21 protein-coding genes and 5 tRNA genes are annotated in these 21,981 nt (G+C 35.9%); 7 read left to right on the top strand and 19 right to left on the bottom strand.

Translation table 11 applies throughout. The features are described 5' to 3' along the window. Nucleotides 1-65: 65 nt before the first annotated feature. The 14 genes from B0A80_RS01875 to B0A80_RS01810 form a co-directional block, all read right to left on the bottom strand. Nucleotides 66-1,361: a cryptochrome/photolyase family protein gene (locus B0A80_RS01875; RefSeq protein WP_089076223.1), complete on the bottom strand. Its 1,296-nt coding sequence runs from the start codon at nt 1,359-1,361 to the stop codon at nt 66-68. A gap of 51 nt (nt 1,362-1,412) precedes the next feature. Next, entirely contained in the window at nt 1,413-1,877 is a 465-nt protein-coding gene (locus B0A80_RS01870) for an SRPBCC family protein (RefSeq protein WP_089076222.1), read from the bottom strand. A 9-nt stretch (nt 1,878-1,886) separates the two neighbouring features. Beyond that, nucleotides 1,887-2,327 carry a sterol desaturase family protein gene (locus B0A80_RS01865; RefSeq protein WP_089076221.1) on the bottom strand — a complete coding sequence of 147 codons (441 nt, stop codon included), beginning with the start codon at nt 2,325-2,327 and terminating at the stop codon, nt 1,887-1,889. A gap of 65 nt (nt 2,328-2,392) precedes the next feature. After that, nucleotides 2,393-3,232, bottom strand: coding sequence for a phytoene/squalene synthase family protein (locus B0A80_RS01860; protein ID WP_089076220.1), 840 nt, complete (start codon nt 3,230-3,232; stop codon nt 2,393-2,395). Between the two features lie 3 nt (nt 3,233-3,235). Further along, nucleotides 3,236-4,702 (bottom strand): phytoene desaturase family protein, encoded by a 1,467-nt coding sequence (locus tag B0A80_RS01855; RefSeq protein ID WP_089076219.1) that lies wholly within the window; start codon nt 4,700-4,702, stop codon nt 3,236-3,238. Nucleotides 4,703-4,739: 37 nt separating this feature from the next. After that, nucleotides 4,740-5,639, bottom strand: coding sequence for a MerR family transcriptional regulator (locus B0A80_RS01850; protein WP_017498457.1), 900 nt, complete (start codon nt 5,637-5,639; stop codon nt 4,740-4,742). Nucleotides 5,640-5,711: 72 nt separating this feature from the next. Next, nucleotides 5,712-6,674 (bottom strand): ion channel, encoded by a 963-nt coding sequence (locus tag B0A80_RS01845; protein ID WP_070907581.1) that lies wholly within the window; start codon nt 6,672-6,674, stop codon nt 5,712-5,714. 127 nt (nt 6,675-6,801) lie between these two features. Then, nucleotides 6,802-7,302: a tetratricopeptide repeat protein gene (locus tag B0A80_RS01840; RefSeq protein WP_165607929.1), complete on the bottom strand. Its 501-nt coding sequence runs from the start codon at nt 7,300-7,302 to the stop codon at nt 6,802-6,804. A 125-nt stretch (nt 7,303-7,427) separates the two neighbouring features. Further along, nucleotides 7,428-8,372 (bottom strand): DUF4421 family protein, encoded by a 945-nt coding sequence (locus B0A80_RS01835; protein ID WP_089076218.1) that lies wholly within the window; start codon nt 8,370-8,372, stop codon nt 7,428-7,430. A 272-nt stretch (nt 8,373-8,644) separates the two neighbouring features. Beyond that, nucleotides 8,645-8,717, bottom strand: a tRNA-Lys gene (locus B0A80_RS01830). 38 nt (nt 8,718-8,755) lie between these two features. Then, nucleotides 8,756-8,828 (bottom strand) — tRNA-Lys (locus tag B0A80_RS01825). A 155-nt stretch (nt 8,829-8,983) separates the two neighbouring features. After that, nucleotides 8,984-9,066: transfer RNA gene (locus B0A80_RS01820), tRNA-Leu, on the bottom strand. A 41-nt stretch (nt 9,067-9,107) separates the two neighbouring features. Continuing rightward, a tRNA-Lys gene (locus B0A80_RS01815) sits at nt 9,108-9,180 on the bottom strand. A gap of 38 nt (nt 9,181-9,218) precedes the next feature. Further along, nucleotides 9,219-9,291: transfer RNA gene (locus B0A80_RS01810), tRNA-Lys, on the bottom strand. A gap of 127 nt (nt 9,292-9,418) precedes the next feature. On the opposite strand from B0A80_RS01810, the gene B0A80_RS01805 reads away from it, so the two are divergent. Then, on the top strand, nt 9,419-9,937 hold the full coding sequence (locus B0A80_RS01805; RefSeq protein ID WP_089076217.1) for a shikimate kinase: 519 nt from the start codon (nt 9,419-9,421) through the stop codon (nt 9,935-9,937). Here B0A80_RS01805 and B0A80_RS01800 read toward each other — a convergent pair. Together B0A80_RS01800 and B0A80_RS01795 are read right to left on the bottom strand one after the other, a co-directional pair. Beyond that, nucleotides 9,929-10,429 (bottom strand): phosphoribosyltransferase domain-containing protein, encoded by a 501-nt coding sequence (locus B0A80_RS01800; RefSeq protein ID WP_017498452.1) that lies wholly within the window; start codon nt 10,427-10,429, stop codon nt 9,929-9,931. The genes B0A80_RS01805 and B0A80_RS01800 overlap by 9 nt on opposite strands. A gap of 157 nt (nt 10,430-10,586) precedes the next feature. Further along, nucleotides 10,587-10,976, bottom strand: coding sequence for an RNA-binding S4 domain-containing protein (locus tag B0A80_RS01795; protein WP_017498451.1), 390 nt, complete (start codon nt 10,974-10,976; stop codon nt 10,587-10,589). A 79-nt stretch (nt 10,977-11,055) separates the two neighbouring features. Here B0A80_RS01795 and B0A80_RS01790 point away from each other — a divergent pair, with 79 nt between their 5' ends. Next, on the top strand, nt 11,056-12,243 hold the full coding sequence (locus B0A80_RS01790) for an FKBP-type peptidyl-prolyl cis-trans isomerase (protein ID WP_070907574.1): 1,188 nt from the start codon (nt 11,056-11,058) through the stop codon (nt 12,241-12,243). Nucleotides 12,244-12,695: 452 nt separating this feature from the next. Here B0A80_RS01790 and B0A80_RS01785 read toward each other — a convergent pair whose 3' ends face one another. From B0A80_RS01785 to B0A80_RS01770, 3 genes are all read right to left on the bottom strand, one after another. Beyond that, nucleotides 12,696-13,649 (bottom strand): transketolase family protein, encoded by a 954-nt coding sequence (locus tag B0A80_RS01785; protein WP_017498449.1) that lies wholly within the window; start codon nt 13,647-13,649, stop codon nt 12,696-12,698. A 75-nt stretch (nt 13,650-13,724) separates the two neighbouring features. After that, nucleotides 13,725-14,573 carry a transketolase gene (locus B0A80_RS01780; RefSeq protein WP_017498448.1) on the bottom strand — a complete coding sequence of 283 codons (849 nt, stop codon included), beginning with the start codon at nt 14,571-14,573 and terminating at the stop codon, nt 13,725-13,727. Between the two features lie 251 nt (nt 14,574-14,824). Further along, entirely contained in the window at nt 14,825-15,685 is an 861-nt protein-coding gene (locus B0A80_RS01770) for a polysaccharide deacetylase family protein (RefSeq protein ID WP_089076215.1), read from the bottom strand. 319 nt (nt 15,686-16,004) lie between these two features. On the opposite strand from B0A80_RS01770, the gene tgt reads away from it, so the two are divergent. From tgt to dnaB, 5 genes are all read left to right on the top strand, one after another. After that, nucleotides 16,005-17,135, top strand: coding sequence for a tRNA guanosine(34) transglycosylase Tgt (tgt, locus tag B0A80_RS01765; RefSeq protein ID WP_017498446.1), 1,131 nt, complete (start codon nt 16,005-16,007; stop codon nt 17,133-17,135). A 67-nt stretch (nt 17,136-17,202) separates the two neighbouring features. Continuing rightward, nucleotides 17,203-18,291 carry an LptF/LptG family permease gene (locus B0A80_RS01760; protein WP_026110191.1) on the top strand — a complete coding sequence of 363 codons (1,089 nt, stop codon included), beginning with the start codon at nt 17,203-17,205 and terminating at the stop codon, nt 18,289-18,291. Further along, on the top strand, nt 18,278-19,165 hold the full coding sequence (locus tag B0A80_RS01755; RefSeq protein WP_070907571.1) for a DMT family transporter: 888 nt from the start codon (nt 18,278-18,280) through the stop codon (nt 19,163-19,165). The genes B0A80_RS01760 and B0A80_RS01755 overlap by 14 nt, the downstream gene beginning before the upstream one ends. 112 nt (nt 19,166-19,277) lie before the next feature. Continuing rightward, a complete protein-coding gene (locus B0A80_RS01750; protein WP_017498443.1) occupies nt 19,278-20,231 on the top strand; it encodes an acetyl-CoA carboxylase carboxyltransferase subunit alpha in 954 nt (317 codons plus the stop codon). A gap of 139 nt (nt 20,232-20,370) precedes the next feature. Further along, complete coding sequence (gene dnaB, locus B0A80_RS01745) at nt 20,371-21,915, top strand: replicative DNA helicase (RefSeq protein ID WP_017498442.1); 1,545 nt, start codon at nt 20,371-20,373, stop codon at nt 21,913-21,915. Nucleotides 21,916-21,981 lie beyond the last annotated feature (66 nt).

Genomic DNA, 21,981 nt, shown 5'->3' with positions numbered 1-21,981 from the left:
TTTGTTTCAGGTTTCACGTTGCAATAAAACCTGAAACTTGAAACTTGAAACCTGAAACAAAAAAACTATTTCAAAATCCCTTTTTTATAAGTTTCAATGGCACGATCTCTTGCAAACGCATGGTCTACCATTGGTTCGTTGTAGCCTAAGTCAAATTCCGGAATCCATTTGCGAATGTAGATTCCTTTCTCGTCAAACTTCTTTTGTTGAATTTCGGGATTGAAAACTCTGAAATAGGGTGCAGCATCACAGCCTGTTCCTGCTGCCCACTGCCAGTTGCCTACATTGGAAGCCAATTCGAAATCCAATAATTTTTCGGCAAAGTACGCCTCACCCCATTGCCAGTTGATGAGTAAATGTTTGCATAAAAAGCTGGCCACTACCATGCGAACCCGATTGTGCATATATCCCGTTTCGTTTAGCTGACGCATTCCGGCATCGACCATTGGGTAACCCGTAGTTCCGGAACACCAGCGTTTAAAATCTTCTTCGTTATTACGCCATTGAATGCCGTCGTAAGCCGATTTAAAATTGTGATTCACAACATTTGGAAAGCTAAATAAAATCTGGATGAAGAATTCTCTCCAAATAAGTTCGCTTAAAAAGGTTTGGTTTTTTCTATTGGCCCAATTTACGAGTTTGCGAATGCTAACCGTTCCAAAACGCAAATGCGGTGAAAGGTAGGAAGTACTGTCCTCAGCCGGGAAATCACGTGTTTCTTTGTAATTAGAAATTTGACTTAAATCCGGAGGAAGTACTTTTATAGTGCTTTTTTCAAAACCAATTTGGGCTAATTCCGGAAAAATAAACTGATTTTTACTGAAGTTTTCATAACCAATTTTGGTATCAAATTCCGGAGCCTGTCCTGAAAGATGGTATTTTTCCAGCCACTTGTTTTTGTAGGGTGTATAAACGGTGTAAGGAAGTCCGTCCGCTTTTGTAATTTCCTTTTCTTCAAAAATCACATGATCTTTGAATGAGGAAGTTGTGATATGGTGTTGTGCTAATAATTGCTGAATAGCAGCATCACGTTTGATAGCAAAAGGCTCGTAATCTTTATTGAAAAAAACGTGCTGAATGTCAAATTCAGTTGTAAGTGATTCCCAGACCTTACTTGTAGTTCCTTTTTTAATCAGAATGGAAGAATCAATTGCTTTTAGTTGTTCGTTTATTTTTTGAAGTGACTCCAGAATAAACTGAACGCGTGCATCATTTTTGGGAAGGTTTTCCAGAATTTCATCATCAAAAATAAACAGTGGAATTACCGGGAAATCCGATTGCAGGGCATGGAAAAGTCCGGTATTGTCTTCTAAACGTAAATCACGTCGGAACCAGAAAAAAGAAACTTTTTGTTTTGTCATTGTATGATGTTCTGCTAGATTTTTTATCTCAGTGAAAAGATTTATACTGATTTAAGCTTTTGAATTGAATAGTTCTTCGATTTTATTGTAACGATAATCAAAAATAGTTTTGAGTTTATTTTTAACAATAAGACTGTTCATGATTCTGCCCAGATACCCTAATGGTAAAGCGTAATGCACCACATCAATCATTTTTGTTCCGGTTGCTGTGGGCTCGAAAAAGTGTTTGTGATGCCATAAAGCGTAAGGGCCAAATCGCTGTTCGTCGACAAAATATTGGTTCTCCTTTGAAACCGTGATGATGGTCATCCAGTTAATTTTAATGCCCAAAAGAGGTTTTAAAGTATAGGTGATAATTTGTCCGGGATACATGCGTTTGTTGTCAAAATCCTGAATTTCGAAACTCATATTATCCAGTGTTATCGTTTGGAGATTTTTCGGACTTGAAAAAAAATCCCAACATTCTTCAACAGTAGCGTTTACATGCTGTACGGTTTCTATTTTGTATACTTTCATAAAATCAATTTAAATTTTATAATATTTAAAAGGAACAAACAACATCCCGAAACATTCCCCGTCTTCTTTGCCTAAGTGCTTGTGGTGTATTTTATGTGCTTTTCGCAAGCCAATTAAGTATTTGTTTTTGGTGTTTTTAAACCATTTAAAACGCTGATGAATCAGAACATCGTGAATCAAAAAATAACACACACCATAAAGCGTTATTCCACTGGCAATAAAAAATAAGTAGTTGAATCCGCCCTCAACACCAAAGTAAAAAAGAATAATACTGGGGATGGCAAATAGGACAAAGAAAATATCGTTGCGTTCAAAAGTGTTTTCGTATTTGGGTTGATGGTGATCTGCATGAAAATACCACATCAGCCCGTGCATGATGTACTTGTGAGTGAGCCAGGTGACACATTCCATGAATAAAAAAACACCTAAAAAAATTAAAAAAGAAACCATTTTGTATGTCTTGAATTTACGTTTTAGCTAATAAAAGTTAATTTTCTCTGTATTAGAAATTGATTTTAAACTAACTTTAATTTGTAGGTTACAAAAGACTGTGCTAAAAGCCCGGCTTTGGTATAATTAGAAACTCTGATTCTCGAGTTTCCAATTTCGTAATAAGGGGTGTTTTTAAGCTTCTGAAGCAGTTTTCGGTAATAAATGTAAGCAGTATAAACACCAAATTTAGCGTCGATTGGAAGTTTTACAATACCCTGAAAAGCGATTCTGAAATCCTCTTCGATTTCAGCAATAATATTCGTTTTAGCTTCTTCGTCAAAAGAATTTAGATCAATTCCCGGAAAGTAATTTCGGTTTAAGACCAAATTATCTTCTTTCAGATCTCTCAGGAAATTAACCTTTTGAAAGGCCGATCCCAATCGCATGGCTTCATTTTTGAGCTGTTCGTATTTTTGCTCGTTTCCTTTTACAAAAACCTTCAGACACATTAAGCCAACTACATCGGCCGAACCGTAAATGTAATCTTCATATTCAGTATGAGTAGGGTAACTTGACTTCACAAGATCGAGTTTCATGCTTTTTAAAAAGGCCTGAATCAGATCATCAGTAATGTTGTACTGTTTTACGGTATGCTGAAAAGAGTTGAGAATAGGGTTAAGGCTGATACCTGTTTGCATCGCTTTGTAATATTCTTTCTCGAAATCATTGATGAGATTCTCTTTTTCAAAATCATGAAAAGAATCGACAATTTCGTCAGCAAAACGTACAAACCCGTAAATGCTGTAAATAGCATCGCGAATACCTGGTGACAACATTTTGACTGCTAATGAAAATGAGGTGCTGTAACTCTGAGTAACCAGTTTGCTGCATTTAAAAGAAACAGTGTCGAATAGTGATTTCATTTGTTAAGAACTAAAAGATTTTTGAATTAACTCAGCTGCTAATTTTCCTGAAATTAAAGCAGGAGGAACACCAGGGCCGGGAACAGTTAACTGTCCCGTAAAATATAAATTACGAACTTTTTTACTTTTTAGTTTGGGCCTTAGAAAAGCGGTTTGCAATAGTGTATTGGCCATTCCGTAAGCATTGCCTTTATAGGCATTGTAATCGTCGACAAAATCGTTTTTACAAAATGATCTCTTAAATATAATGCTATTTTTTATTTGTTGATCGGTTAATTGTTCAAATCTGGAGATTATTTTTTCAAAATAGACTTCACGAAGTTGTTCATTGTCTTGTATTCCGGGGGCTAACGGAATGAGGAAAAAACCGCTTTCCATTCCTTCCGGAGCAGCAGTTGAATCTGTTTTAGAGGGGAAATTGGCATAAAACAAGGGTTGTTCGGGCCATTTCGGATCGTCGTAGATGTCGGCTGCGTGTTGGTTAAAATCAACGTCAAAAAACAAAGAGTGGTGTGTGACGTTGGCTATTTTTTTATTGAATCCCACAAAAAAGAGAAGGGAAGAGGGAGCAAAAGTGCGGCTTTCCCAGTATTTTTCTGAATAAGCGCGATGTTCAATATCCAGCAAAGTTTCGGTATGATGATAGTCGGCACCGCTTAAAATAATATCCGCTTCTATCGTTTTTCCGTCCATTAAAAGTCCTGTGGCTTTTTTGTCTTTAACAATAATCTTTTCAATAGGAGAGTTGGTTTTAATCGTTACTCCTAATTCCAATGCCAGTTTTTCGATTCCGCGTACCACATCGTACATTCCGGTTTTAGGATGCCAGGTTCCTAAGCCAAAATCGGCATAATTCATAAAATTGTAAAAAGACGGGGTTTTTGTTGGTTTTGCACCTAAAAACAAAACGGGAAACTCCAGTATTTGGATGAGTTTTTGGTTCTTAAACTGCTTTCGGATATCGACGCTAACAGTACTAATAAACTGATTGAGTTTGAAAGCTGTTTCGATTGTGATTAACTCCAGTGGCGAAACTCCGGGACGATAGACCAAATCTTTGATGGCAATGTCATAATTGCTTTTGGCGTGATTGATGAATTTTTGAAGTTTTTCACCACTTCCTGTTTCGATCTCTTCAAAAGTGTTTTTTATTTCTTCTAAATTGTCATAAATACTAATGAAGTCATTCAAACCAAAATACACCCGGTAAGCCGGATTCAGTTTGATGAGCTCGTAATAGTCGGAAGAGTTTTTATTGAAATCCTGAAAAAAACGTTCGAAAACATCCGGCATCCAATACCAGCTTGGCCCCATGTCGAAAGTAAAGCCTTCTTTTTTAAACTGTCTGGCTCTGCCTCCAATAGTTTCGTTTTTCTCATAAATAGTTACCGTATTACCTTGCTGTGCGAGATAACATGAAGCGGCTAGAGAAGAAAAGCCTGAACCTATTATTGCTATAGTTTTTTTCATTTGTTTAACAAATATACAAAAACTTTAAACAAAAATATTACAGCATACTGATTGTTTCGTCCATAGAATCAAAAACGCGTATTCTTTCTGATAAAATTTTCTGATCGATATGTTCGACCATGTTTCCCATAAGCCAAATCTCATTGTTCTTTTGGAGCAACTTTTGTCCCATCGATTTGACATATTGGTTGATTACGTTGCGATCCGGTTGAACAGTCATGAAAGATACAAAGGTAATGTTCTCGAAATGTTTGGTTAAATCTTGCAGGTTTTCAATAGGCATGCTTTCGCCCAGATAAATGGTCTTATATCCTTTTAGTAAAATCTCGTACTGCAAGTAAAGTAAGCCTATTTTATGGATTTCATTCAACGGAAGAGAAAGTACAAAAATTCGATCGGTTTTCGTGGGTTTTAGGATCTGCAGGCTTTCTGTATAAATTAAGATCTTCTGCTTGATCAGATGGCTCATAAAATGCTCGTTTGCCGGAGTTATGGTTTCGGATTGCCATAATAAACCCAATTCTTTTAGCAGAGGAAGGAAATTGTCTTTAAAGACTTCTCTAAATGATTTTTCAGAAATAAGCCAGTCGAAAGTATTGAAGAAGATTTCCTGATCAAAATTCATCATTGCCATTTTGAACGAAGTGATGGCGTAATTTTGTGAGTTTTTCTTTGAGATGATTTCGCGAACTAATTGTGGAATTTTTTCTTCGGGATAGGTTGCTATTTTAGATATTTTATAGCCGTATTCGTGTAATAATGTGATGTTTAAAAGTTTCTGAAGATTCTGCAAATTATAAAGCCTGATATTGGTGTCAGTACGCATGGGCTCTAAGATATTGTATCTTTTTTCCCAGATGCGAATGGTATGTGCTTTTATTCCGGATAAGTTTTCAAGATCTTTTATGCTGAAAACAGTTTTAATATTGTTTATCATTTTTCGCTAATTGGTGAACAAAAATAGAATAAAATCTCAAATTACCTTTATAACTTGGTTGAAATCCACAGGTTACGAGAGATTTACAGATTGATAATGATTTAATTTGTCTAAATGAAGGATCGTTTTAGAACCGTCTTTACTTCTGTTATACATTGTTTCAAATTTGGCACCGTAAATTACTTCATCAAAAGTATAAGAAGTTCTTGCAGCTACAGTATTGCTGTACATGTCATCGAAAGTGGTAATAAAAACCAATATTTCGCCATGTAGCTTTTTAAAATCTTCTTCTGTAAAATTATATAGCGGACTGCTTTCTGTGATGGGATGTACCAGCGTCCAACTTAATGAAAGAGCATTTATACGTTCCAGTTCAAGGTCTAGGCTGTAGAACTTATTGGTTTTTTGACCATTTTCTTCCAGACTTAATCCCAGAGTCATTCTGGCAGTTGCGTCAGTAAAATTGGTGTTTTTAAAAGGAACAAGACGTACCATGAGCCCTCTCTTATCTTGGTAAGGTGAAATTAATGCATGATCGGCAAACTTTAAAAAAGCGGTTGGTTTGCTGAATCTTCCAAAGAACAGGCCGGTTGCTATGGCGAAGCTCAGTAATCCAATCAAAGCTTCGGCAGCAGAAAGAGCGCTCGTTAAAAATCCGGTAGGGCTTATATGTCCGTATCCTACAGTGGTAAAAGTCTGCGCGCTAAAAAAGTAAGCCTGTCCGAACTGAATCAGTATGCCTTCTGATTGTTTAATTCCGTTAAGATTTTCAATCCCGATAGCATAATAAGCAAGTGCAAAAATAAAATTGATACCGATATAAAACGAAAAAAGGATAAGCATGAATTTCCAGTTTGGCATATCGATCATGGTGTGGTACCAGCTAATGCGACGAAGTAGATGCATTCCTCTTTTTTCGACATTAGGCGTTCCGTTTTTGTTTACAAAACGGCTTCCGTAGCTGTTTGCATTTGATCCGAAACCGGAGTTAATGTCGGGTTGAGCTTTTTTGTTTATTTTCTTGAGAAGCGCCATTGCAGATTGGATTTAACAACAAATGTAAAAATATCTGCGAGATCAGGAAATGGGCTGTAAAGAAAAAGCAATCTGTAAATAGAAATACTACAGATTGCTTTTGTTTTTATTGCGATAAGATTTTACTCTATTTGCAAAAAGTTGATTTGTTTTTGATAGCGCTTTGGCTGCCTAATTCTATTGCTTTTGTAAAATCTTTGCAGGCATTTTTCTGATCTCCGATTTTGTTATAAGCCAAACCTCTCAGATTATAAGCGATGTAATCTTTTGGATTTAAACCTAGAGATGAGGTACAGTCCGCAACGGTTTCTTTAAAATTCGTTAACTTGTAGTTTACGTTTGCTCTTCCGGTAAAGGCGTCGGCATTCATGCTGTCTAAGTCGATGGTTTTGCTAAAATCAGCAAGGGCGCCTTTAAGGTCATTGAGTTTTAATTTTGCAACACCTCGATTTTGATAGGCCTCTACAAATTTTGAATTCATGCTGATGGCTTTTGTATAATCGGCAATCGCTCCTTTTGTATTGCCGGCTTCAGCTTTTTTCAGGGCTTTATCAAAATAGCCGGTTGCAGATTGTGCCCAGGTAGAGCAGGTGATCATAATAAATGATACTAATAGAAATTTTTTCATAAACCAATTTGGGATTAGTTAGTAGGTTAATAATTCAGGAAACGAATTTAATGAAGTTTTGTTTTGCAAAAGAAGTGCTTTTGTCAAATATTTATTATTTTTTTTTGAAGAGAAGGATCGATATTTTATTCCGGTTTCTTCTTACTTAAAAAAGGGGTGGTGTTTAACCTCCAGATGGCGCCAATCTGGAAATTTCCAGAAGACAAGCCAATGTTGTTTTCGTTATTGTCAGAGAAAGCAGAGAATGTAGAATTATTGAGATAGGACATACCAAGTGACCATCTCTCTTTGTTATAGCCCAAGGCAATTCTGGGAAAAAATGTGGGGTAAATTTCGATTTTTTGTTTTCCGAAATCATTTATTCTTTCGGTGCCAACATTTGCGCCTAGGGTTACTGATCCGCTGGTAAACCATCTTTTGCTAATTGCCCAGGTGTACGCATAGCCTCCGCTAATTCCAAATTGAAAATTGCGCAGTGAATTTTTAGATTTGTGTACAAAAGAGCTATCAGAGCCTATTTTCGAAAAATAAACTCCTCCACCAAGCAGGAAACTTCCGGCTGATTTTAATTGTCTTTCGTTTTGAACAAAGGCCGCTTTATAGGAGAATTTTTTGTTGTTAAAAACATATTGTCCAAAAGCGCCATATTGCTGGATTTTGAGATCAGGGTATAATTGTATGTTTTTGTCGGCATCATCGGCCGTATAGAAACCGTGGTATTTTTGAATGAAAAGATCAATTATGAATTTTCTTCCGTAGTTATGAATCTGAAAATCGAGTGCTTTGGTTCTTCCTTTTTCTTTGTCTTTCAGAAAACTTAGTCCGTAACCGTAACTAAAGTCGATTATAGTGTTTTTTACAGAAACACCAAAACCTAAGCTCATTGGTGTATTGGGCATGAATCTTTTTATGTCTCCTTCAGTTTCCTGTTGTAACGAAATGAATTTCATCGACAAATAGGTTCTTACGGAAGCTTTATTTTCAAAAGGTTTGATGTAAGTTGTGTCGATCTGTGCAGTGCAGAAATATGGAAAAACAAAAATAAGCAGCAGCGAAAAATAGAATTTCATTAGATTCTCGAAAAGTAGATGATTAAGGTTGTGCTTTGTTTAATTTGTTTTGGCTGTGTTGATAGGTTTATAGTTCAAAGATATTTAAAACATTCTATCTTCTGTTAAGTTTTCCGGCTTCAAATCCGGATTTGTTGATTTCAAGGTTGTAATAGGGAGTGGCTTTAAAGGATTGTAAACTTTGGGGCTCAATTTACCACAATAGCGTCTAATGTTTTAAGGTATGGCTTAGAAATAAAAAAAGGTCAAGTAAATTAATACTTGACCTTTTGTGACCCGACTGGGGCTCGAACCCAGGACCCCATCATTAAAAGTGATGTGCTCTACCGACTGAGCTATCGAGTCATTGCTTTCAAGAAACTTGTATTGTGAATCACAGTTTGTGACCCGACTGGGGCTCGAACCCAGGACCCCATCATTAAAAGTGATGTGCTCTACCAACTGAGCTATCGAGTCATATTCGTTTCTTGAACGCGGGTGCAAATATAAGAAGTTATTTTGGATATATCCAACCTTATTTCAAGTAAAATTTAATAAAGAATTAATATGCTGAAACAGAGGTTGTAAATAAAAAAAGGTAAATTACAATTTGTGTAATTTACCTTTTTTAGTGACCATGGAGGGATTTGAACCCTCACGCCCTTGCGAGCACCACCCCCTCAAGATGGCGAGTCTACCGTTTCTCCACATGGCCGAAAATTAAAAAAGGTCAAGTAAATTAATACTCGACCTTTGTGACCCGACTGGGGCTCGAACCCAGGACCCCATCATTAAAAGTGATGTGCTCTACCGACTGAGCTATCGAGTCAATGCTATCAAGAAACTTATATTGTGAGTCACAATTTGTGACCCGACTGGGGCTCGAACCCAGGACCCCATCATTAAAAGTGATGTGCTCTACCAACTGAGCTATCGAGTCATATTCGTTTCTTGAACGCGGGTGCAAATATAAGAAGTTTTTTTTATTATTTCCAAGCTTATTTATTATAAATTTGTCTTTTTTTAAGTAAAATTTACAACGTCTTAGTTTATAAGGTATTATTAAAATGAAAAAAATTATATTGTTAGGATATATGGGGTGCGGGAAGTCAACGATTGCCCAAAATATGTCAAAAATTACAAATATTCCATTTCTGGATTTGGACAAATGCATCGAAGACAGAACCAATTTATCAATAAATGAGATTTTTGAGAAACATGGAGAGATTTATTTTAGAAAATTAGAACATGAAATGTTTGTAGAATTGCTCCAGTCTCCTGAAGAAAGTATAATAGGTTTAGGAGGAGGAACACCCTGTTACGCCAATAATCATGAATTATTAAAAGGTGATGATGTCGTTTCAATCTATTTAAAGGCTTCTATTGAGACTTTATATGGAAGATTGGTTCATAATAAAAGCAAACGTCCTTTAATTGCTGAAATGAATGAAGAGGAAATGAAAGAATTTATCGCGAAACATTTGTTCGACAGAAGCTTTTATTACAACCAGGCCCAATATAAGATTACGGTTGATGATAAAACTGTCGAAGAAACGGTTCAGGATATTTTAGCTATTTTAGCTTAAGAAAGCGTAGTTGTCGCCATTATCATCAAAAACAACTTGTACGTGTTCTAATAAAGAAGTAGACAAAGAGATTCCTTTGAAATCGGCTTTTACCGGATACTTCTTGTGATTTCTGTCAACCAATACGGCTGTTTTGAATTTCTTAAGCGGAACATCTAAGAAATGACGAACAGCATATATTAAAGTAGTACCGGAATTTAAAACGTCATCTACTAAAACCAGACCTTTGTTTTCGTATTCTTCTTTGGTTAATGACGTATGTATAGGTAATTGCGGATTTTGTTTGTCGACTTTAACTTCGCAAAGGGAGATCTTTAGAGTTGAAATACTTCCTAAAGATAAGGCAAGCTTTTGAGCAAAAACAGAACCATTTGAAGCAATTCCTGCAATAACAACTTCGTCTTCATCAACAAAAGTTTCGTATATCTGATAAGCGATACGCTTTATTTTGTGTTCGATTTCCTGATTGGTTAAAATGATATTTTTGCTCATGATTTATTTTTTTGCTAATATAATTAATTTAAATTCCAATATGAAAAATCCAAATTCCAATTTTGATAATGGAATTTTTATGATTTTATCTGTGAAATTTTTACGGACGTAAGGTTTGAATTTTGAATTTTGAATTTTGAAATTTGGAATTTGAATTTTAAACGTCTTCTTCCTCGTCAAAAATCTCATTTCCATATTCGTCAATATCACGACGGTCTTTTTTGGTCGGCCTTCCGGTACCGCTTTTACGATAATGTTCTTTTGATAGTTTTAGTAATTCCAGATGAGCATATGCTTCAGGCGGAGTTTCGTTTTTTCGATATATATCAACCAGTTTTGCTCCAACACGGCTTTCAGGAATATCGAGTACAGTTATAATTTGTGTAATCTGATCCTTTCTAAAAGTAATTCTGTCGGTTGGGAAAACCTCTTTGGATGGTTTGGCAACTTGCCCGTTTACAGTGATATGGTTCTTTTTGCAGGCCTCCGTAACCATGTTTCTGGTCTTGTAATATCGTACGCACCAGAGGTATTTATCTATTCTCATAATTTTTCTAAAATCGAAGTTAAAATCTTTACAAAAATAAATCAATATTGTATCTTGCGCACCTAAAAAATTAACAATAATGAATAAATTTAAATATTATTTTATTTTATTGCTTGCAGGTATTTCGTTTGTTTCTTGTAGTAAAAAGGATGATGATGAGGTGGTGATTACTCCGTTAAGAGATTATGCTACGCAGTATAAAGCTGATAATGATTCTATTGTCAAATATTTAAAGACAAATTATATCATTGTGACAAATAGTCCTGGTAATCCGCAAGATCAGGATGTAGTGATAAAGAAAATAGTTCCCGGCGACGGAAATGTTTCCATTTGGGATCAGAAAACGTATGTTTTAGATACAAGAGACGTATATAGTAATGATGTTACTTATAAAGTCTATTATTTAACCTTGAGAAAAGGAGTTGGCAGTTCTCCAACAAATACAGATAAAATTGTATCTTCTTACTCTGGTAATTTATTGAATGGGACAGTTTTCGATACTTCCAATAATAATCAGGTAGTTTTTAATTTGTTCCCATATGCGGTTGAAAAGACTGTAATTGAAGGCTGGTCAGAGATTTTTCCGAAGTTTAAAACGGGTACTTCAAGTACGGATAGTAATGGGGTTATTACCTACAGTGGTTTTGGTGCCGGAGTGATGTTTTTACCTTCAGGACTGGCGTATTATGGTGATGTTAAAGATGCTATCCCGGCATATTCTCCAATAGTTTTTAGCTTTAAATTGTATGATCTTCAAAGAATGGATAATGAAGTAAGTACTTCAGCAAATGGTGACAGACTTGTAGTTGGAGATGGTATTCCGGATTATTTAGAAGATCTTAATGGCGATGGTTATTTGTATGATTTTGGTATCAATAAAACAAAATATCCAAATCCTCCAGCCGGATTAGCAGATGATACAGATGGTGATGGAATTTCAGACTTCCTTGATCTGGACGATGACGGAGATGGTTTTACAACCCGATTTGAAATTACGAAACCAGCAACTGAAGTAGGGATTGTAAATGGAATTAATTATGGTGCTAGTAAGTATTATCCTTGGGAGCCAACTGTAGATAATCCTCTAACTCCAAATGTTGATGAAACAGAGCCGAGGGGTATTCCTAGAAGACCAACAGGGGCGCTTACTGACCCTAGCAAGCCGGAATCGTATACCAATGCAAGAAAATTTATAGAAGCAGATTATACGGATAAGCCAAGATTAAAGATTCATTTGGATAAAACATATCCTTTTAAGCAGAACTAAATTTTAGCTTGTATAAAAGATAAAACCTCGAAAGTGATTTCGAGGTTTTTTTTATGACTTGAAAGACGATGCTTTTTATCTGTTTAATCAGGAATTTGAAGATTTGTTTTCGCGCAGATTCGGCAGATTTTTGCTTAAAAAAAACGTAAATCAGTTTTAAGATTCGTTCTGGATCTCAATGAGAATATATTTGAAATAAAAGCGTGGTACAAAGTATTGTAAACTCTAATCTCAATACATTCAGAGTCTTTTTTGTCTTATACAGATTTAGAAAGAGACATTGCTAGTTTCTAAAATTAAAATCTGCAAAATCTGTGTGAAGTAAAAAGAAATTTTATAAAGATGAAGGTAAGGTGAAATATGTTCTAATTCTCTCTTAAGGAGAGGTTTTAAAATGAAAAACCCCGAAAATTGCTTTTCGGGGTTTTTTATAAAGTAAGAAAATGAAGTGATTATTTTCTTTTGATTACTCTTTCTACAGCTTCAACGATCGCCTGATTGTTTAATTTGTATTTTTCCATTAGCTGCTCCGGAGTTCCAGATTCACCAAAACTGTCGTTAACAGCAACAAATTCTTGCGGTGCAGGATTGTTTAGCGCTAATACTCTTGAAACGCTTTCACCAAGACCTCCAAGGATGTTGTGTTCTTCGGCGGTTACCACACATTTTGTTTTAGCTAATGATTTTAGAATGGCTTCTTCATCAAGAGGTTTAATGGTGTGGATGTTGATTACTTCAGCAGAGATTCCTTTTGCTTCAAGAGCTTCGGCAGCAATAAGTGCCTCCCAAACCAAGTGTCCAGTTGCAACGATAGTTACATCAGTTCCTTCGTTTAATAAAATGGCTTTTCCAATTACGAAAGGCTCATCAGCAGGAGTGAAGTTAGGTACTACCGGACGACCGAAACGCAAGTAAGCCGGTCCGTGGTGATCTGCTAATGCTAAAGTAGCAGCTTTAGTCTGATTGTAATCGCAAGTATTGATTACAGTCATTCCAGGTAACATTTTCATTAACCCAATATCTTCAAGAATTTGGTGTGTTGCTCCGTCTTCACCTAGTGTTAAACCAGCGTGAGAAGCACAAATTTTTACGTTTTTATCAGAATAAGCAACTGATTGACGGATTTGGTCATAAACTCTTCCTGTAGAAAAGTTAGCGAAAGTTCCTGTAAAAGGAATTTTTCCTCCAATAGTTAAACCTGCAGCGATTCCGATCATATTTGCTTCAGCGATTCCGATTTGAAAGAAACGTTCCGGGTGATTTTTTTTGAAATCATCAAATTTTAATGATCCAATTAAATCCGCACATAATGCTACAACATTTTCGTTCTTTTGACCTAGTTCAGTCATTCCCGCTCCAAAACCCGAACGAGTATCTTTACTTCCTGTATTTGTATATTTTTTCATTTTTGTTTTTTTGCTGTACGCAATAGGCTGTAGGCAATAGGCATAAAGCTTACTGCTTAAGGCTTAAAGCTGTTTTTAATAGTCTGCTAAAGTTGATGTGTTTTGAGCCAGAGCACTTGCCAACTGATCGTTGTTTGGTGCTTTACCATGCCATGCATGTGTGTGCATCATAAAATCAACTCCGTTACCCATTTCTGTATATAGCAAAATACAAACTGGTTTTCCTTTTCCGGTTCTTGATTTTGCATCGTTTAAACCTGCAATAATAGCTTCGATATTGTTTCCTTCTTTAATTTCAAGAACGTCCCAGTCAAAAGCTTCAAATTTTGCACGAAGACTTCCCATTGCTAAAACTTCGTCAGTTGTTCCGTCAATTTGTTTTCCGTTAACGTCTACAGTTGCAATAAGGTTGTCTACTTTTTTAGCAGAAGCATACATGATCGCTTCCCAGTTTTGACCTTCTTGTAATTCACCATCTCCGTGTAAGCTGTAAATTAAATGATTGTCTTTGTTTAGTTTTTTTGCTTCGGCAGCGCCAATAGCTACAGATAAACCTTGTCCTAATGAACCAGAAGCCATGCGAATTCCAGGTAATCCTTCATGAGTTGTTGGATGTCCTTGCAAACGAGAGTTTAGTAATCTGAAAGTGGCAAGTTCTGAAACAGGGAAATAACCGCTACGTGCTAATACGCTATAAAAAACAGGAGAAATATGTCCGTTTGAAAGGAAGAAAAGATCTTCTCCAATTCCGTTCATATCAAAACCTTCTTTGCGTTCCATAATGTTTTGGTAGAGTGTTACCAAAAATTCAGTACAACCTAATGAACCACCTGGGTGACCTGAGTTGACAGCATGTACCATTCGAAGAATGTCTCTTCTTACTTGGATAGTTAAATCGCTTAATTGTTGTGTGTTAGGCTTCATTTTATGTGTAAAAGTTAAACTGGTGCAAAAGTAATTTTTATTTTGCGGGGAGACAAATGATTTTTCGCTTTAGTTTCCTGTAAAAATGAAATAATCACTCTTTTTTGTCTTCCTACAGAGAAAAAAAGGGAATGTTTCGATTTTATAAAGTAAAAAAGAGGCGTCACCATGATTTCAAAGCACGTTTTGTGTGTCATCCCGTTTTTATGAGATTGCAAAAAGGAGAAATGACTAATTGCCAAATTATCTAATTATCCAATTGATCCAATCTCTCGCCAGGTCACCAGTTGAATGTTATTTTCTTTCAGTTTTGTACCGCATTCTTCACTGGTAAAAAAGTCAAAGTCAATTTGTCGCCAGGCCGAACCAAAATTAGGATGATTTAGGGTGATGCCCTGCATTTCAAAATCGTCAAAAGCAGGGTGAAGCAGAAATACATTTAATCCCGGGAGGGCATTATCCAGTGCCTTAGAGTATGATTTTCTTAATTCCCCTTTTTCAAAGTCCGAAAAATATCCAATCAATAAATGATCAGCGAGAAGAGTGTCTTCAAAATTATATTTTTCGTTAGATAAACTTATGGATTCAACAAATTGTTTGTTAATGAAAACTGGAAGATTGTACTGTTTTCCAAGTTCTTTATAAATTTCTAAAATTTCAGGAGTTACACCGATGCTACACATGTGTGAATCAAGATGGGTAGGCTGTATTCCGAATTGTAAAGCTTTTTCGATCTGAGCAGTAAGTTCTTTCCTGATTTCAGGAAGTTTTGCATTGTTTTTAAAATCAGTTCTGTTTTTGTAGAAATGACCATTTTGATCTGTTAAACTTGAAACCTCAGAAAGTGGAAGAACCGGACCAAATTTGTAATTCTCCCATTCGCAGGTTAAGGTGAGGTGAATACCACAATCGTACTGCGGATTGTCTTTGGCAAAATTTGCCATTTCGAAAAACCATGGGCAGGGAACCATTATGCTGTAAGAGTTTACATAGCCATTTTGCAGTGTTTTTATGGTTGCCTGATTTTCAGAATGCGACAGGCCGGCATCATCAGCATGAATAATTAATAGTTTAGTATTTTCAGGATATCCAAGTTTTTGTGCTAGGTTCATTTTTAGTTGTCTTTTTGTATAGAGGAGATTAAGCGGATTTTCTGTTTTATCAAAATTAGATTTTTTTCATGATAAATACGCATTAATGGTTTCAGGTTTCAGGTTTAAAAGTTTCAAGTTTAAAAGTTTCAAGTTTAAAAGTTTCAGGTTTCTGACTGCATTAAAAATAAAGTTGCCTAAATAATCGGACTATCTAAAATTCCAGCGATCCAATAATCTAACAATCCAACATCCAAATTATCTAATTTTCTAATTGCCAAATTATCTAATTAATTTTCTCTGAAATTAGCTTATCTTTGCCGACTGAAAAAAGAAACAGATGAAGTTTGATTTATTACAAAGAGATCCGCAATCTAAAGCAAGAGCGGGAAGTATTACTACAGATCACGGCGTAATCGAAACGCCTATTTTTATGCCTGTCGGGACGGTGGCTTCTGTAAAAGGAGTGCATCAGCGAGAACTTAAAGACGATATCAATCCGGATATTATTCTTGGAAATACCTATCATTTGTATTTACGTCCGCAGACCGAAATTCTGGAGAAAGCAGGTGGATTGCATAAATTTATGAATTGGGATCGTAATATTTTAACGGATTCTGGAGGATATCAGGTGTATTCCCTTTCTAATAACAGAAAAATTAAGGAAGAAGGAGTAAAGTTCAAATCTCATATTGATGGTTCGTACCACTTTTTTTCGCCGGAAAGCGTAATGGAAATTCAACGTACTATTGGAGCCGATATTATCATGGCTTTTGATGAATGTACGCCTTATCCGTGTGATTACAGATATGCACAGCGTTCGATGCACATGACCCACCGCTGGTTAGATCGTTGTATCAATCATTTGGATAAAGTGCCTTATAAATATGGATACGAACAAACATTTTTTCCAATTGTTCAGGGAAGTACTTATAAAGATTTACGTCGTCAGTCGGCAGAATATATTGCAAATGCAGGACAACAAGGAAATGCAATTGGAGGTTTGTCTGTAGGAGAACCTGCAGAAGAAATGTATGCCATGACCGAAGTAGTTTGCGAAATTTTACCTGAGGACAAACCACGTTATTTAATGGGAGTTGGAACTCCGATTAATATCTTAGAAAATATTGCTTTAGGAATTGATATGTTCGATTGTGTTATGCCAACCCGTAATGCCAGAAACGGTATGTTGTTTACAGCAAACGGAACTATTAACATCAAGAATAAAAAGTGGGAAGCTGATTTTTCTCCAATCGATGAAATGGGACATACTTTTGTGGATACAGAATATACAAAAGCGTATTTACGTCACTTATTTGCAGCTAACGAGTATTTAGGAAAACAAATTGCGACTATTCACAATCTTGGTTTTTACATGTGGTTGGTTCGTGAAGCCAGAAAACATATCTTAGCAGGCGATTTCAGACCATGGAAAGAAATGATGGTTAAAAATATGAGTCAGAGACTTTAAAATAAGTTGATTTGTTTAATCGTTTATTCGGTTAAACGGTTAAACAAATAATCGATTAAACTTTACTATGTTAACGATAATAGATAAGTATATTTTAAAAAGATATTTAGCCACTTTCTCAGTGATGATTTTATTATTTATTCCAATTGGAATTGTAATCGACGTTTCTGAAAAGGTGAATAAGATGTTGGAAAATAAAATTCCGTTTACCGCAATTGCGATCTATTATTACAATTTCACGGTTTATTTTGCGAATTCCTTATTTCCGATTTTTTTGTTTTTATCTGTAATTTGGTTTACCTCAAAATTGGCCAATAATACAGAAATTATTGCCGTTTTAAGTTCCGGGATCTCATTTTCCCGTTTTTTAAGACCTTATATTATTGGGGCTTCGATCGTTTCGGTTTTTGTACTTTTAATGGGGTTTTTTATTGTTCCCGCGGCCAGTGAAGGTTTTAATAATTTTAGGTATACGTACCTGAAAGGAAACGGAAAACAGTTAATGCGTGGCGAGAATACCAATGTTTACCGTCAGATTAATGACAACGATTTTATTTTTGTCAATAGTTTTAATGAAGAGTCTAAAACGGCTTTTAATTTTACATTAGAACATTTCGAAAATGAAAAGCTAACCTATAAAATTACTGCCAGCCGTATCAAATGGGATCCCAAATCTAAGACTTATGCTTTGTATGATTACACCAAAAGAACTCTTGGAGAATTAAACGATCAGATAGAAAAAAGTCCTGAGAAAAGAGTTGCTTTCAAATTTGAACTAGCCGATTTAACTCCTGTAGTTTACATCGCAGAGACCCTGCCACTTGGAAAACTAATCGATTTTATTGAAAAAGAACGCAAAAGAGGCTCAGGAAATATTGATATGTATTTGGTTGTGCTTTACAAAAAATACAGTGTACCCGTTTCGGCTTTTATTCTGACTATTATCGCTGTGGCCGTTTCGTCGATGAAGCGCCGTGGAGGTATGGGTACTAATTTAGCGATCGGAATTGCAATTGCCTTCTCCTTTGTGTTCTTTGATAAAATATTCGGAACACTTGCCGAAAAATCTGCTTTCTCACCTTTATTTGCTGTCTGGCTCCCGAATATTGTTTTCGGAATCCTGGCGGTTTACCTATTACGTAATGCGAAACGATAATTTAAAAAGTTATTTAAATCTTCATTTAATTGTTTTTATTTGGGGTTTTACGGCCATTCTGGGCGCTTTGATAACCATTGATGCCGAAAATTTGGTCTGGTTCAGAATGCTTCTTGCAGGAGTTTTTTTGGCAGCATTTATTGTGTACAAAAAACAATCGTTTGTAATCTCCGCCACTTCCTTTGCGAAACTGATTTTTGTGGGATTACTGATTGCGCTTCACTGGATTTTCTTTTTTAGAGCGATACACGTTTCAAATGTTTCTATAACACTTTCGATATTCTCACTCGGTGCATTTTTTGCGTCGTTACTGGAACCTCTTTTTTACGGAAGAAAGATCTTATTCTACGAAGTTTTCTTCGGATTGATTATTATTGCCGGTTTAGCATTGATTATGCAGGTCGAAGTAAAGTATCTGCATGGAATGTATTATGCATTAGCAGCTATTATTCTGGGGGTTTTATTCACTTTAATGAATGGGAAATTAATAACAGAACACGATCCTTCGGTAATTACTTTTTATGAGTTTGCTGCCGGAGTATTCTTTATTTCAATTTATTTTTTAGTACAAGGAAAATTCACTGCCGATTTTTTTACAATGTCACTAAACAACTGGGCTTTATTGCTTGTTTTGGCTTCAGTTTGTACCGCTTATGCCTTTACTGCTTCAGTGAAAGTGATGCAGAAATTAACGCCTTATACCGTAATGTTAACGACTAATTTAGAGCCTGTTTACGGAATTATGCTGGCTTATTTTATTCTTGGAGGAAAAGAAAAAATGAGTACAGAATTTTATATTGGCGCCCTGATAATTGTAATTACAGTTATTTTAAACGGTGTTTTGAAACATTATAAAAACAAGAAACAAGTGTAATAATTTCCTTATTTTTAAATTACATTTTTATATTTTAAATACGATTTAATTCAACCAATGATATAATATTTTTATATTTGCGGTTCGATTTACAAACAAAATTCAAAAATCCATGGAATATTTAGATTTTGAGCTTCCAATTAAAGAACTTGAAGAACAGTTAGAAAAGTGTGTCATAATTGGAAAAGAATCTGATGTTGATGTAACACCAACCTGCAAGGAAATCAACAAAAAATTAGAGCAAACTAAGAAAGAAATATACAAAAACCTTACAGCCTGGCAACGTGTTCAGCTGTCAAGACATCCAAATAGACCTTATACTTTAGATTATATCAAAGCACTTTGCGGAGATACATTTTTAGAGCTTCACGGAGACAGAAGCTTTAAAGATGATAAAGCGATGGTGGGTGGATTAGGAAAAATAAACGGACAGTCGTTTATGATCGTAGGTCAGCAAAAAGGTTTTAATACCAAAACCCGTCAGTACCGTAATTTTGGTATGGCAAACCCTGAAGGATATCGTAAAGCTTTGCGTTTGATGAAAATGGCAGAGAAGTTCGGAATCCCGGTTTTAACTTTAGTAGACACTCCGGGTGCATACCCAGGACTTGAAGCTGAAGAAAGAGGACAGGGAGAGGCAATCGCCAGAAATATTTTCGAAATGGTTCGTTTGCAAGTGCCTATCATTACAATTATTGTGGGTGAAGGAGCTTCAGGAGGAGCATTAGGAATTGGTGTAGGGGATAAAGTGTATATGTTAGAGAATACTTGGTATTCTGTAATTTCTCCGGAATCTTGTTCGTCAATTTTATGGAAAAGCTGGGAGTACAAAGAACGTGCTGCCGACGCTTTAAAATTGACTTCATCTGATATGAAAAAACAAAAATTAGTTGATGATGTGATTCCTGAACCATTAGGAGGAGCACACTACGATCGGGAAACAACTTTTAAAACAGTAGCGGAGTACATCACTAAAGGATATAATGAATTGAAAGACTTATCAACACATGATCTGATTGCCCAAAGAATGGACAAGTACAGTAAGATGGGGGAGTATAAAGAGTAAATTCTTACAAAACGAATTAAAATCCGAAGCCTTACAGTTTCGGATTTTTTTTTGGTTATGAACAAAAAAACATATTTATAAACAATTAATAGTTATAACTCAATAGCAATTTTTTTTTAAATTTTGTTACTTTCGCTATATGGAAAATTTCAAGAATGTAAATCCTGTAAAGGTAGATAAAACCACAATTATTAATTTAGAAAAAGGAAAACTTCCGCCGCAAGTGCTTGAATTGGAGGAGGCTGTTCTTGGGGCGATGATGATTGATAAAAAAGGGGTTGATGATGTAATTGATATTTTGCAGGCTGATGCTTTTTATAAAGATGCGCATAAATTTATTTTTGAAGCGATCGTTCAGCTTTTTACCGAAACACAGCCAATCGATTTGCTGACGGTTTCGGCACAATTGAAGAAGAATGGAAAATTGGAGTTAGCCGGAGGAGATTTTTATTTAATTCAGCTTACTCAAAAAATTGCTTCTTCTGCGCATATCGAATTCCACTCTCGTATTATCCTTCAAAAATTCATTCAAAGAAGTTTGATACGAATTTCGTCCGAAATTATCGAAGCCTCTTACGATGAAACGGCAGACGTGTTTGATTTGCTGGATCAGGCCGAATCTAAACTGTATGAAGTAACACAAGGAAATATCAAACGTAGTTCTGAAACTGCTCAGAGTTTAGTACTTCAGGCTAAAAAGAAGATTGAAGAGATTGCGAAAAAGGAAGGATTGAGTGGTGTAGAAACCGGTTTTCATAATCTGGATAAACTGACTTCGGGATGGCAGCCTAGTGATTTAATTATTATCGCGGCGAGACCTGCGATGGGAAAAACGGCCTTCGTACTTTCAATGGCGAGAAATATAGCCATTCAGTATGGACATGGGGTGGCTTTGTTCTCTCTGGAGATGGCATCCGTTCAGTTGATTACAAGGTTAATTTCGTCAGAAACAGGATTGTCATCAGAAAAACTTCGTACCGGTAAATTAGAACCCCACGAATGGGAAATGTTGAGTACCAAAGTAAAAGATCTGGAAAAAGCACCTTTGTTTATTGATGATACACCTTCGCTTTCTATTTTTGACTTGAGAGCAAAATGCCGTCGTCTGGCTTCACAGCACGGAATTAAAATTATTATTATTGATTATTTGCAGCTGATGACTGCCGGAGGAAATAATAAAGGAGGAGGAAATCGTGAACAGGAGATTTCTACAATTTCCCGAAACTTAAAAGCCCTCGCAAAAGAGCTAAACGTTCCGGTAATTGCACTTTCGCAGTTATCGCGTGCGGTTGAAACGCGTGGATCCAGTAAACGTCCGTTGCTTTCGGATCTTCGTGAATCTGGAGCTATTGAGCAGGATGCCGATATCGTTTCGTTTCTATACCGACCGGAATACTACAAAATTGAGGAGTGGGATGACGATGAAGCATCTCCAACTGCAGGTCAGGCAGAGATTATGATCGCCAAACACCGTAACGGGGGTATCGAAAACATTCGATTGAAATTCTTAGGACACCTTGGAAAGTTTGATAATCTGGATGATTTTTCAGGTAGTTATGATGATTTGCCATCAAAAATGAATCATGACGATAATTCTTTCATCACTAAAAGTCTGCCTTCGGCTAATGAAGCTTTCGGAAGTAATTTAAATGACGACGACGACGACAACGATGTTCCGTTTTAATAAAACAATTTAGCCTCATTTTGAGGCTTTTTTTATGCCTTTATATTAATACTTTTCCTAGAAAAT

Source organism: Flavobacterium tructae, from assembly GCF_002217475.1.
Classification (GTDB): Bacteria; Bacteroidota; Bacteroidia; order Flavobacteriales; family Flavobacteriaceae; genus Flavobacterium; species Flavobacterium tructae.
Note: the sequence above shows the minus strand (reverse complement) of the source record. Positions and strands in the feature narration are given on the sequence as shown.